This is a genomic window from Shewanella fidelis ATCC BAA-318 (assembly GCF_000518605.1).
In the GTDB taxonomy this organism is placed as follows: domain Bacteria; phylum Pseudomonadota; class Gammaproteobacteria; order Enterobacterales; family Shewanellaceae; genus Shewanella; species Shewanella fidelis.
The window spans coordinates 219151-231908 of the sequence record NZ_JADX01000005.1; the positions used below are offsets into that span (position 1 = coordinate 219151).

General features: G+C 42.1%; 9 protein-coding genes and 1 pseudogene. 8 read left to right on the forward strand and 2 right to left on the reverse strand.

The features are described from left to right. Positions 1-4 precede the first annotated feature (4 nt). The 7 genes and pseudogenes from L884_RS0103390 (at position 5) to L884_RS0103430 (ending at position 6547) form a co-directional block, all read left to right on the forward strand. Complete coding sequence (locus tag L884_RS0103390; protein ID WP_028766171.1) at positions 5-784, forward strand: adenosylcobinamide-GDP ribazoletransferase; 780 nt, start codon at positions 5-7, stop codon at positions 782-784. Then, on the forward strand, positions 781-1317 hold the full coding sequence (gene cobU / locus L884_RS0103395; RefSeq protein WP_028766172.1) for a bifunctional adenosylcobinamide kinase/adenosylcobinamide-phosphate guanylyltransferase: 537 nt from the start codon (positions 781-783) through the stop codon (positions 1315-1317). Before L884_RS0103390 ends, cobU begins: the two co-directional genes overlap by 4 nt. Positions 1318-1328: 11 nt before the next feature. Beyond that, entirely contained in the window at positions 1329-2936 is a 1608-nt protein-coding gene (locus L884_RS0103400) for a cobyric acid synthase (RefSeq protein ID WP_028766173.1), read from the forward strand. Positions 2937-3223: 287 nt separating this feature from the next. Next, a complete protein-coding gene (gene cobO / locus L884_RS0103405; protein ID WP_028766174.1) occupies positions 3224-3841 on the forward strand; it encodes a cob(I)yrinic acid a,c-diamide adenosyltransferase in 618 nt (205 codons plus the stop codon). A 593-nt stretch (positions 3842-4434) separates the two neighbouring features. Continuing rightward, positions 4435-4866: a hypothetical protein gene (locus L884_RS0103420; protein WP_028766175.1), complete on the forward strand. Its 432-nt coding sequence runs from the start codon at positions 4435-4437 to the stop codon at positions 4864-4866. 171 nt (positions 4867-5037) lie between these two features. Further along, positions 5038-5370 (forward strand): annotated as a pseudogene (locus L884_RS0103425) (transposase); the annotation flags it as partial. A 274-nt stretch (positions 5371-5644) separates the two neighbouring features. Beyond that, the gene (locus tag L884_RS0103430; protein WP_028766177.1) at positions 5645-6547 is read left to right on the forward strand and encodes a hypothetical protein; all 903 of its coding nucleotides are present in this window, start codon (positions 5645-5647) and stop codon (positions 6545-6547) included. A gap of 270 nt (positions 6548-6817) precedes the next feature. Here the strand turns inward: L884_RS0103430 and L884_RS0103435 are convergent, their stop codons facing one another. Continuing rightward, the gene (locus tag L884_RS0103435) at positions 6818-7261 is read right to left on the reverse strand and encodes a hypothetical protein (RefSeq protein ID WP_028766178.1); all 444 of its coding nucleotides are present in this window, start codon (positions 7259-7261) and stop codon (positions 6818-6820) included. Positions 7262-7382: 121 nt separating this feature from the next. Continuing rightward, positions 7383-9698 (reverse strand): tetratricopeptide repeat protein, encoded by a 2316-nt coding sequence (locus tag L884_RS0103440; RefSeq protein ID WP_169731773.1) that lies wholly within the window; start codon positions 9696-9698, stop codon positions 7383-7385. 570 nt (positions 9699-10268) lie between these two features. On the opposite strand from L884_RS0103440, the gene L884_RS0103445 reads away from it, so the two are divergent. Beyond that, the gene (locus L884_RS0103445) at positions 10269-12710 is read left to right on the forward strand and encodes a TonB-dependent receptor plug domain-containing protein (protein ID WP_028766180.1); all 2442 of its coding nucleotides are present in this window, start codon (positions 10269-10271) and stop codon (positions 12708-12710) included. Positions 12711-12758 lie beyond the last annotated feature (48 nt).

Consider the following 12758-nt stretch of genomic DNA (forward strand, 5'->3'; position numbering starts at 1 on the left):
TTCGATGAGTCAGTGGCACAAACAGCTCAACTTGTTTTTTATCGCGATGGGCTTTTTTACCCGTATCCCGATGCCAAAATGGATTGAAGTAGATGCAGATAAGCTTAACAAAGCCAGCCGTTACTTCGGCTTAGTCGGTTTATTAGTTGGGGCTATTAGCGCGACGGTTTACACCTTAATGCTGTATTGGGTTTCGCCTGCGATTGCGATAGTGCTGGCGATGATCACCAGCGTATTGGTCACAGGTGGTTTTCATGAAGATGGCCTTGCTGATACCGCCGATGGCTTAGGTGGAGGTTGGACGGTAGAAGCTAAACTCAACATCATGAAAGACTCTCGCCTTGGTAGTTATGGTGCATTGGCACTGGTGTTAGCTTTGCTACTTAAATGGCAGCTACTTACCGAGTTGGCACTATTTGATCCTAGTAGTGTTAGTTTAGCTCTGCTATTAGGCCATTGTTTGAGCCGAGTGGTGGCGGCAAGTTTTATCTTCTCTGAAAACTACGTTAGTGATACAGACACCAGCAAAAGCAAGCCTCTTGCCCAGCAGCAAGGGGTGAATGAGTTATCGATTTTATTGGCGACAGGCGTACTTGTGCTACTGCTTGTGAGCATGATGCAAGCCATAGTATTGATCGCTGCATTAGTCATTGTGCGCTATGGCTTTGTGAGGTTGTTTAGAAAGCAGATTGGCGGTTATACCGGTGACACACTAGGCGCTGCGCAGCAAGGATCTGAATTAGCTTGCTATCTACTGTTGTTGATATTGGGAGTAAGCTGGTGATCCATTTTGTGTTAGGCGGCGCGCGCAGTGGTAAAAGCAGTTACGCCGAGTCGCAGGTATTGCACCATATGACGGCTGCAGACTCAGTAAAACCTTGCTTATATTTTGCTACCGCCGAAGCGCTAGATAGCGAGATGCAGCAGCGGATTTTACACCATCAAGCTCAGCGACAAACAGATGCGATAGCCTGGAAAACCATAGAGTGTCCGCTTGAGCTAACTCAAGCTATAGAGCTGCATTCTACTAATGATAGCGTGATATTGGTGGACTGTTTAACGCTGTGGCTGAGTAATCAACTTTTTCACGCTAATAACAATTGGCAGCAAGTAAAAAGTGAGTTTTTAAAGGCTTTAGCTCAGCATACTGGCACGCTAATTTTGGTGAGTAACGAAGTTGGCTGCGGCATAGTACCTATGGGGGAGGTTAGCCGCCGCTTTGTTGATGAGGCGGGTTGGCTACACCAAGATATTGCAGCAATTGCAGATAAAGTCACTTTAGTGACAGCAGGTTTGCCCCTGCATTTAAAAGGTTAAAGAAACAGAAGATGTCGACATCTCATAACAATCAAGCCATAGCAAAATGCAAAGTGCTCATGGTACAAGGCACCACATCCGATGCGGGCAAAAGCACCCTAGTCGCTGGTCTGTGCCGTCTGTTTGTGCGTCAAGGCGTTAAGGTTGCACCATTCAAACCACAAAACATGGCCCTTAATAGTGCGGTTACGATTGATGGCGGCGAGATAGGCCGCGCACAAGCCTTACAGGCTGTAGCCTGCAAGCTAGAGCCACAAATCGACTTTAACCCCATTTTATTAAAGCCGAGTTCCGATACCGGCTCGCAAGTCATCGTCCATGGCAAAGCATTGATGCAAATGGAAGCTGAAGATTACTTTGGTAAAAATGCTCAAGGCTATCGTGTTAAAGCGATGACAGCGGTAAAACAGTCCTACCAGCGTTTAACCGACGATTACGACATGCTGCTGGTGGAAGGGGCGGGTAGCCCTGCTGAAATCAATCTACGTGAAGGTGATATTGCCAATATGGGCTTTGCTGAGGAAGTCGATTGTCCGGTAATTATCATTGCTGATATCGACAAAGGCGGGGTATTCGCCCACTTAGTCGGTACGCTTGCACTATTGAGCGAAACAGAACAAGCACGGGTAAAAGGCTTTGTGATAAATCGTTTTCGCGGTGATATAAGTTTGCTTCAAGGCGGCTTGGATTGGCTAGAAAACTATACTCAAAAGCCAGTGTTAGGCGTGTTGCCTTATTTACAAGATCTACACTTAGATGCAGAAGATGCATTAATTGCCGCGCCTGACAAATCAGCAGAAACCAAGCTTAAAGTATTAGTACTTGTGTTGCCACGAATTAGTAATCATACCGATTTTGATCCGTTAAGGTTGCATCCGCAAATTGAGTTTAATTATGTGTCGCTACAGTCTCAGGCACAAAATTCAAATAACACGGCAAGTCCATTGCCTGCAGCTGATTTAATCATTATTCCGGGCAGTAAAAATGTTCGCGCCGATCTTGATTTTATTCGTCAGCAAGGCTGGGATAATGCCATTGAAAAGCATCTGCGCTATGGCGGTAAAGTGTTGGGAATTTGTGGTGGTTACCAAATGCTTGGGATGATTATAGATGATCCTCAAGGGGTCGAAGATACACCGGGGAACAGCGAAGGACTGGGCTTATTACCGCTAGCAACAGAGTTAACGACTCATAAGATATTGCAGCAAGTCGAAGGGAGTTTAAACCTACTTGGTGAGACAGCTACGGTTGCAGGTTACGAGATCCATTGTGGTCGCTCACGCTCATTAATGGCGTTAGCTCAGCCGCTGCAATTGCGCTGTAAATCAACCTCTTTGCAGGGTAAAGCTGTGGCAGAGCAGTCTCTCACTGAAAAGCCAGAGCAAACATCAGCAGCAGAAGGTATGTTATCGAACGATGGCAAAATACTCGGGACTTATGTACATGGGCTATTTGATTCACCAGCGGCGTGCCAATTGATCTTAAAATGGGCTGGAATGCAAGACGCAGAAATTGTCGATGTTAATCAAGTACGCGAGCAGCAATTAGATCGATTAGCTGATGTGTTAGCGCAACACCTAGATCTCGATCTTGTTAACAAGATCTGGGATCCAAGCTAAATAACCATTTAAGTCACTATTATTGTAACGAATTAAAAGTAGCCATTGTGGGTGAAAGTTAAACGTTAGTTGAGTGGTAACTAAACAATTAAAATATGATACGCATTCATCATAATTCAAGTTGCTCAAACCCTCGCCAACATTGAGTTTGAGCGAGTTTTAACTTGTCTGAATTTGCTATTGGTTTGTTATTGAATTGAGGCAAATTGGCTGTTTGTAATTCAAACAATTTAGTGTATGTGAGTTTTATAAAACCGATTTTCAGGGACAAAAATAGGAACGGAATGATGACTGATAATAGATCGACAGATGAAGTAAAAGCAGAGCGTCATAAAGCCCGTCAACAACGGATCAAAGAGGGTGTAGATGCTAAGATCGCTCGCGCTCAAGAAGAAAAAGGTATTTTGCTGGTATTAACTGGTAACGGCAAAGGCAAATCGACCTCAGGTTTTGGTACGGTTGCACGGGCGGTTGGTCACGGTAAAAAAGCGGCTGTAGTGCAGTTTATTAAAGGTAACTGGGACTGTGGTGAGCGCACATTACTTGAAGGTGCTGGTGTTGAATTTCATGTTATGGGCACCGGCTTTACTTGGGAAACCCAAGACCGTGAAAAAGACACTGCTGCCGCCGTTAAAGCATGGGAAGCCACCGAAAAACTACTGCAAGATGACAGTATCGATTTAGTTATGCTCGATGAGCTGACTTATATGGTGAGTTATCACTATCTAGAGGTTGAGCGGGTGATTGCAGCGCTAAAGAACCGACCGCCAATGCAGCATGTGATAGTAACGGGCAGAGCCTGCCATAGGGCTATCGTGGAGCTTGCAGATACTGTGAGCGAGGTGCAGCCAATTAAGCATGCTTTTGAGGCTGGAGTTAAAGCCCAGCCCGGCTTCGATTACTAAATAATGGCTATTGCAGAAGCGAATTACTGCGTTACGTCCTCGCTCACAACTCGCCTACCTAAAGGTATGTCTTCGTTGTTCGCTGCGGGGCGCCTTGTACTTCGTTTCTTCATGACGCCATTTTCTTTCTTCGCCTTCTTTGTTGTGGCGTTATTGTCTGCATTTTTCCACTCCATCATATATAAAGCATATGTTCAGGAGCTGGAAAAATTTGACGGCTTAGCCACAACTTCAAATGCTGTGAAATATCCATGATGATTAACTAAGAAGCTTATTTCTAGCGTTGAATCGGTTTTTAGAAAGAGTCGTATGCTCATGGGCTGAGAAAGTGCTGACTTTAAATCGGCAAATATAAGCTGAATGTACTGAAATCCCATCAAGTTTTGCTAATTCAAACACTTCCTAAGCTGACCGTTACTTACTCAGGTTAAGTCACTTGCTGACATCCCGAAAGGTCATTATGTTATTGATTAACAATGGCTTGCTTCTTTCACTTGAGGGTTCTGGAAGTCGAACCAAGTACAATCAAGCTATGGGTCAAATGCTGGACTATGCAAAATCACAAGGCATGCTTAATAAATAGGATAGGTGTAATGAAGATCGAAGCTTATAAATCATTTGGTCCAGTTAAATTCGGCATGTCTGAAACTGAGGTTGTTATTCAACTCGGAAAGCCAGTGAGTATTCGTACTAATAACGAAAATGAATTGGAATACCATTACGATGAACTTATTGTTCGGTACGATGCGAATAGCAAGCATGTGCGTGAAGGCACTCTATTGCCGCAGATTTTTGGTCGGTTTCAAGTTAACGATCTGACACTAAATTGGAAAGACGACCTATTTGATACTCTTTGCCAGAGAGATGGCGATCCCTATGAGTTCTATGGCTATATAGTACTATTTAAGCTAGGTATTACGCTCACGGGATTCCATGATGGGGACGACTCTCAAAAAGCTATTTCAGCCTTTAGGAGAGGTGACTGGGATCAATTCAAAGGAGATATGAAGGCTTTTAAGATCTGATGATCTAGTAATGTTACAAACAACGCAGTTGCAGGAAAAATTACCGGATACACCAAGCACGGTTAAAATCAGGTGTTGGGGCGTAACAGAGGTACAGAGACACCCATAGTTAATGGCATCAATCGCGACTTCTTACTATGCTTGATTTGAGCATTAAACAGGGAGGTTATGATGCCGCGTCCTTGTAGAAGCCAAATTAGCCTTGAAGACACCCCTTATTATCATTGCTGTAGCCGCGTGGTTCGCCGCGCTTTCTTATGTGGTGATGATAAATATACAGGTAACAACTATGACCACAGACGTGGTTGGGTAGAATCACTCCTTATTGAACTTACCGATGTGTTTGCTATTGATGTAGCCGCTTATGCTGTGATGTCTAATCATCTGCATGTGGTGTTACACATTGATATTGCCACGGTAAACCATTGGAGTGACCTTGAAGTGGTTATACAATGGCATAAGTTGTTTAAAGGTGATGTATTAACCAATAAGTTCGCTAAAGGCCACAGATTTTTCTAATTCAAACACTCCCTAAGCCGACCGTTAATCACTTAGGTGAGGTCACTTGCTGACATCCAAAAAGGTCGCTATGTTATTGATTAACAATGGGGGGCTTGTTTCTATTGCTTGTTTCTATTTGGGTGGCTTGTTTCTAATTACTTTTTTATGCTCTCGATTGTGCTTAAAAAGTAGTATCTTTTCATTCTAAATTAGATTAGATATAGATTATACATTGCTTAGTTATTAGGCAGTAAATATCTATAAAAAGGAGTTTTAGATGAAATTACTACCTACATTTTTGTTTTTAGTCATAGCACCAATTTCTACATTGACGTTCGCAACGAATAATTATCATGTTGAATGTGAAAGCTGTGTTAGTGAAGCAGACTTTAAACAAGCGGCAAAAGATAATGCAATACATAGACAAACCGTTTTCATTAATGTAATGAATATTAACTCTTTTGAAATCAGAAAATATAGAGTTTATAAAAACTCTAGAACGGTATGTGACCCAAATGGAAGAGAGCCTGACGGTGAAGGTGGGTTCATTCAAGATTGTTGGCTGGAAACAACTTTAGAAGCGGATAAGGTTAATCTTACTAATTCTGAAGTAAATAATTTCATTGACTTCGCATCAGCTTCAATTGAATTAAAAAAGTCAATGTTTAGGGCCACAATCGAAATACCAAAAGAAGTAGTTGAAAATGGATACGAACTTATTGGAGCATCGTATATGGAGACAAAGGTTGTTAACCATTTTAATTCGTTACCCATAAGCAGAACTATTCTTCATGATGCTATTTTATATCTTAGTTCTGCAACAAAATTAGCGTCGAATGGCTTAGTGTTTAACGCACCAGCTATGGTGTTTAAGTTTTCAGATAATTCAACAGCTTATGCAGAGATTGATTTTATTGATATGAATGATAAATTGCACTATAAGTTTACTAAAGTGATTGACGCTAAAGGCAATCAAATAGACTTGCAATCAGATAATCCGTTTCCCAAAAGGTTAAATGTAGGTGGTTTATCACTAACTTCATGGCAATCACTTCACTCGGCGTTTAAAGCTTACGGGTTGGCAGTTAGAGGAGCAACAACCAAAATTGTGCCTCGTGGAACGGTAACTGTAATTGATTGTTCAGGAAGCACAGAGACTGTCTGTAAGAACCCCCAATAACAAAACGATATCCGTTTAAAAGTGGTAAGGCTGCATATAAATTTAAAACTGAAGATACCTACTTTAAAAAGTTGGGTGCTCCTGGTAAGTAACTTCACAATTGAAAAAATAGGGACGGTTCGGAACCGTCCCTATGTTCGTTAACCTCTTACTTCGTAGGGAACAAAACCGCCTACGGCGGAGCTAGTTTTCGGTAGTGGCAGAGATTATTTTATGGGCTGCTCGCTTCTAGCGTGGTGCTCTGTATAGATCAACTACCTGCTAAGACATTTATCTATAATAAACGGATGCGATTTCAAATTTAGCTGCAACTTCTTTTATGTCATCTATCGATTTGTTGCACCAATAATTAGCTTTGGTGTTTAAAATAATCTCTCCCTTTTTATTTTCAACCATCAAGAAGATTCGTTTACGCTTGTATATGAAGTCGATACAATTCAAGTCGTTTAAATCTATTGCGTGCTCTTCAAAAGCCAAAAAGCCCAAGTTAAAATCAATTACTATCTTTTTAGGTGTCTTATATGCCTTTATTAGTAGATTAATTAACAGTAAAGTAAAGATGGGAGCCATCAACATTAATATAAAAGCTCTTCCAAACTGGTCTTCGAGTATAGTGTCTTGATTTAATAATAAATATGTTCCAACGATTATAAACAAAGCATTAAGTAATGCGTTTAAAAATAAGCTCAAATAATCATATTTAAAATCAATCATAAATTACTGCTCTCAAAAATTTGACCGCCTAGCCACAACCTCAAATTCTGTGAAATATTCATGATGTTTGGGCTACCATAAGCAGCCCAAACAGTGGATGGTTTCTAAATGTATTTAGGCGCTATTTTAGATGGGGTTGATAGCTAAAACCGCCAAAGCGTGTAGCGCCCGAGTAATAGAGTAGGGCGACATCTCCATTTTCGTTTGTCGCCAGAATATTACCTGCTTTATCTTGGCGTAGGTTGTGCCAATTATGCTTTAAGATCTCTTTGTTGTTCTCTATCTGACGGTCGTGTTTGATATTGCTGTAATAGACAGACCAACTTGTTAGCATGCCCTCGAACTCACCGCCACGCATACCTACTATGCCAAAACCATAGCCGCCTCTTGAGAATGGGGTAGCATATGCTGATGTCACACCTTTCACCACAGGTTTGATTTTCTCCGGTGCATGTTGTGTCCAACAGTTTAGGGTATCGTCAGTGGTTAGGCCACAAACATCAATATTGTTGTATCCACCGAGTAATTGACGATATTGGCCTTCGATGTGAGTTGCTTTACCGTTGACACCCCACTGCCAAATATCGCCACTTTTAGTTAACGCGCTAAAGCCACCTTCTAGCGCTGCTATATCAACCACACCTTGTTGCATAGCGCGATAGGGGGCGAGTAATTCTTGCCAGTTCTCGGCTTGATCTTCATGCCATTGAGCTTCTTCAATTAGGTAGCCGCCAATTTGTCTGCCTCCCCAAGTGATGACTTGGCCATTGTTGAGTAGTACCGCTGTGGCACCATTATTATGGACGACCTTGTTAACCCCATGCTCGTACATGAGTTCGAGCTCTTGATCACTAGGTTCACACCATGGTTTTGATTGATGAACCGCCACCGTTGCCTCGCCGGACGCTCGCTGGATCACCCAGCCGCAATGGCTTGGCCAAACTTGTTCGATATTAGCTTGCAGGTATTGATCGCTGCCATCAAAAATCAGCCTATAGTCTTTAGGCAGAATAAAAGAGCCATCTTTTAACAGTTTGCCCGAGGTTAGCTTGAGTGACAGATAACGGTGTTCGGCTAACCAGCGCTTTGCTTGTTTACTGCCTTGATCCGCAGCACGTTGATACCAAATACCTGCATAAGCTAACTTTGAAAAATGAGTTTGGTAATATTGCGCCAGTTCAATTTGTGAATCTATGTCGCCTTCAATGGCCGATTCTTTTAACCAGAATAGGTAGTTGTCTTCATCCGCTACAGATTTGGCTTGCTTTGCCATCCACACTGAAGCCTCGATGCTGCCCATTTCTGCTGCCATTTTGATAAGGCGTACACGTTCATTTTTCTCGAGTTTAGCCGCAGAATAGTGAGTGAACATTGCATCAGGATGACCACTGACAGCTGCACGCTGCAGATAAGCTTCAGCCTTGGCTCTATTTCTTGTAACACCTAAACCGTTGGCATACTGCTGATAAAGTTGGTAGTAAGCCTCAGCATTCGCGCCGGCAGATTGCGCTAAAGCCAACGCTTTTCGATACTGTTTGTGCTGGAAATAATACGTTGCCAATTCAGTGCGTAAACCAGAGGCTAATGCAGAGTCAGAACTAATGAGCTGCTCGTACAGTGATACACCTTCAGCTTGCTGGTTTGGCTCGTTTGCAGCTAACAAAAGTTCGCCCAGATACTGTTTGCTGTTCGGTACGCCAATTTCGGCTGCCTGTCGATAGTAGCCTATAGCCTTAGCTTGATCTTTTGCGACATGCCAGCCGTTTTCGTAAGCAATCGCAGCCCCAAGCAGCGCGTAAGGATTTTGAGCATTGGCATTGGGTAAAAGAATCTTTTCAACGCAGGTTTTATCCATGCGGTAATTGAATGTTGAAAGGCAATACCAAGCTTTAAAATCAACATGATCTTCTGGGATGTAGAGTATCGATGTTTTAGGAATAAATGGTATTTGCAGATCATCATTGCCATCTAAAAATAGGTTGGCAACTTGAGTTTGAGCCCACTCATTATTCAAGTTCGCCGCCTTGCGAAGATAATGATAGCCTTTGATTTTATCTGCATTAGGTAGCCCACCGGTTAAGTGTTGATTAGCTACGTAGGCCATAGATTCTGCAGAGAGGTAACCTTCCTCAAACGCTTGCTCATACAGAGGCAAGACTTGTGTCTTATCTTGTTGGCTAGCTTCAGTGTTGTTGTACAGATTAGCAAGGCTTGCCGTTGCCCAAGGGCTTCGAGATTCAGACTCTTCGAGTTGTTTTTTTAGGGTTTGTGTTTGCTGCTCAGTTGGAGTGTCGATTTGGCGATACTCTTTGATCTCATCATCGAGTGCCTGTTCAGGGGATACCTGTATGGCGCAACCAGAGAATGTCATTAAAGCGGCCGTTATCGTAAGGGGAAGTGGGCTGCGCTTAAAATAAAGTAGGGAGAATAACTGCATTGCTATGTTCTCTGTTGCTTGGTTTTTAGTTGTATTGTTGGGTGTTAACGGCATTTCAATGTTGCAACTAACATTCTTATCCAACGGCTTTAAATGAGCTATTGCCCTTGGAGTGGTCTTTTATGGGAAAAGCTAGAGTCGATTATGAAATGTTATTAATTATATTGAGCTTTTATCGCGAATAGTAACACAATGAATATCTACAAAAACCGCTTGTTTCATCTGCTGTGCAAATTAACGGATTAATAACGTTGTTATGAGTTAACTGTCTACAAAGTAAACGAGTTGGCCTGCTAAATGTTTCATTTCTACTAATCTCAATTTATAGCTGTTGTTTTGGCGCTAATGTGTAAGCCTGCTGATTTCGTATGCAATTTAAATATTGTAAAAGAACTTAATAGGCATTTTCGTATCATCACAGGTGTTATTTATTTGTTATTTTCGATTAAGAAACAGATAAAGAATATGCAATTGATCACAAAAATGATAATCATTCTCATTTAGATCTTTATTTGTGTTTATGGGTAATCCAGAATCCAGCCACTAAATTTTTGAGTAGGTAGATTAAGGATGAATACGCAAAGCAAGCTTCGCCCTAAAATGTTGGCAGTAAGTATATTTATTGCTCTTTCGGGGGGGAATGTTTCAGCAGGCGAGGCTGTACCACAATTAGCTGAAACCCAAGCAGTACATAATGACTCAGATACAAACATCAGCATTGAACGTACTGAAATTACTAATACTCCAGTAGGGAATACCGACTTATCTTCGTTACTCGCTCGTGAATCGAGTGTTGGCGTTGATACCGGTTTATCCGGCATGCGTGGTGGTGATTTAACGCCAGAACAGATATCTATTGCTGGTGCCAGACCTCATCAAACTCAATACATGATTGGTGGTGTGAGCACTAATAACATCACTACCGCAGCTTCAAATAAAGGTAATTCAGGTACGCTGAGCAGTGGTCATCCCTCAGGCTATTATGTTGATACAGCTTTGATGGAAGAAGTTGAGGTGTTGGATAAAAACATTAACCCTGAGTACGGCGGTTTTACGGGGGGCGTGGTTAATGTTGAACTACGTAAAGCAAAAGACGAATTTCAAGCTGAATACCAGTACCGAATGACTGATAGCGACTGGAATGCAGAACCTGAAACTTCTGCGAAAGATAAAGGCTTTGCTGATGGCAGCTTTGGCGATGGTCGTTATCAGCCAAATTATCAAAAACGTTTTCACACTTTGCACGTGAGTGGCGCGATTACAGAAAATCAAAAACTCGCTGTGAACTATAGTCGTAAAGATTCAGAGATCCCACTGAGCAATAATGGCGTGACCAGTGATTATGGTCAGTCGATTGATAATCTATTTGTCACCCATGAACTGGATTTAGGTCAATGGCAATTACAGTCTGACCTTCGTTATTCAAAATTTGTCAGTAAAGACTTTTTGAATGACTCGGTAAATCAGGATGCAGCTCAAGCCAATAGTGATTCCAGTAACGAGCATTTGGGCTTAGGCGGAACGATTAAGTTATCGGGGAATTTTCAATCGGGCACTTGGCAAACAACATTCGCTTATGACCAACTAGAAGATAACCGCCAATCTGAAGCAGACTATTTTCGTACTAACATTGTGATGCCAGTTGATGGTGCAATGCTGCGCGAGAATACCGGTGGCTATGGTGATTTAAGTCAGGTGCAAGATACTTGGCAAGTAAAATCATTATTTGAATTTACGCCTATGTATATAGGTAATAGCCGTCATCAGTTGATGATGGGAGCTGAGTTCATTAGTCAAAATGCTAAGCAAGAGCGCCACAGTGATTTTAGCGCTTTCAATTATATGGATGTAAGGGGGAAAAAGTCGATATCCAACTGGTCTCATTATCAGAAAGGTACAGTGGAAGTCGATAGCCAGCGTTATGCACTGTTCGCCAATAACCAAATGACTTGGGATCAATTGACTTTAAACCTCGGTGCTCGTGCAGAACAACTCGCTCAGTTTGATAAGACGGTATTTGCTCCCCGACTTAATGTTAGTTGGGATTTTGACCAAGAGCAGATGAACCGCTTAACGCTTGGAGTAAACCGTTACTACTCAAATGATCAATTAGGCTGGGAACTGCGTCAAGCTGCGAAATCTTTAGAGACTAAATACAGCGTATGTATGCCTATTAATGGGGATTACAGCAGTAATAGCCTTGCTGATTATAGCTGTACTGCCCGCCCTCCAGTGGCTGCTGTCGAGCTTAACACTGCGGATGTGCCTTACTCTGATGAATTGAGCCTTAATTGGCAGTACGAAGTAGCAGGTTTAAGCATTAATCCTAGCTATATGTTACGTCAGCAAAAGGCTGGTTTATCTATCTCAGGTGATGAAGTGCTTAACAATGTAGAAAGTGAAAGCCAAATATTCGCCTTAAATATCCATAACACTCAGGCATGGCAAGCAGTAGGCGCAAGGTTAGATGCTTTCTTAAATGTCACTTATGAGAATCGCTCAGGAAGTGGAAACTTATCGGCTAACTATGATGATGTGAATGACTTGAACTCAGGTTATGAAAACACTTGGGTTATGTTTGATGGTCAGCTTATGCGTAGCAATGATATGGATACCTCAGGCTTTAGTTCTCCATGGGAAGCACGTTTAGGGACGACCATGACCTGGGAAAGTTGGGGGGTAACTTGGAGTAACTTGATTAACTTTGAAGATGGTCGAAATTTGACGCAATTCATGGGAATGGAACAGGCCAATATAGACGGCGAAATCATTAATGTTAAAGCGATTGATACCGCGAAGATGGAATCGTTAATCACTTGGGATACTAGCGTTCGCTGGAGTCCAGAGGCTTTAATTCAACATCATGCAAGTGTTGAGTTAAGCGTAACTAACTTACTTGATAGTCATGCTGAAATCACCAGTTATGGTACCAATGTTAATGGCAAAGATAATACCAGTAGCTATTACAACAAAGGCCGTGAAGTCTGGCTAGCACTCACCTTGAAATATTAATTGTTTATTCTGGCGAGCCAGTTGTAACTGGCTCGCAATGCTTATTTG

Excerpts from the sequence above, each read along its gene's own strand:
- L884_RS0103390 (WP_028766171.1), top strand. The coding sequence starts at position 5 with ATGAGTCAGTGGCACAAACAGCTCAACTTGTTTTTTATCGCGATGGGC.
- L884_RS0103400 (WP_028766173.1), top strand. The coding sequence starts at position 1,329 with ATGTCGACATCTCATAACAATCAAGCCATAGCAAAATGCAAAGTGCTC.
- cobO (WP_028766174.1), top strand. The coding sequence starts at position 3,224 with ATGACTGATAATAGATCGACAGATGAAGTAAAAGCAGAGCGTCATAAA.
- L884_RS0103420 (WP_028766175.1), top strand. The coding sequence starts at position 4,435 with ATGAAGATCGAAGCTTATAAATCATTTGGTCCAGTTAAATTCGGCATG.
- L884_RS0103430 (WP_028766177.1), top strand. The coding sequence starts at position 5,645 with ATGAAATTACTACCTACATTTTTGTTTTTAGTCATAGCACCAATTTCT.
- L884_RS0103435 (WP_028766178.1), bottom strand. The coding sequence starts at position 7,261 with ATGATTGATTTTAAATATGATTATTTGAGCTTATTTTTAAACGCATTA.
- L884_RS0103440 (WP_169731773.1), bottom strand. The coding sequence starts at position 9,698 with ATGCAGTTATTCTCCCTACTTTATTTTAAGCGCAGCCCACTTCCCCTT.
- L884_RS0103445 (WP_028766180.1), top strand. The coding sequence starts at position 10,269 with ATGAATACGCAAAGCAAGCTTCGCCCTAAAATGTTGGCAGTAAGTATA.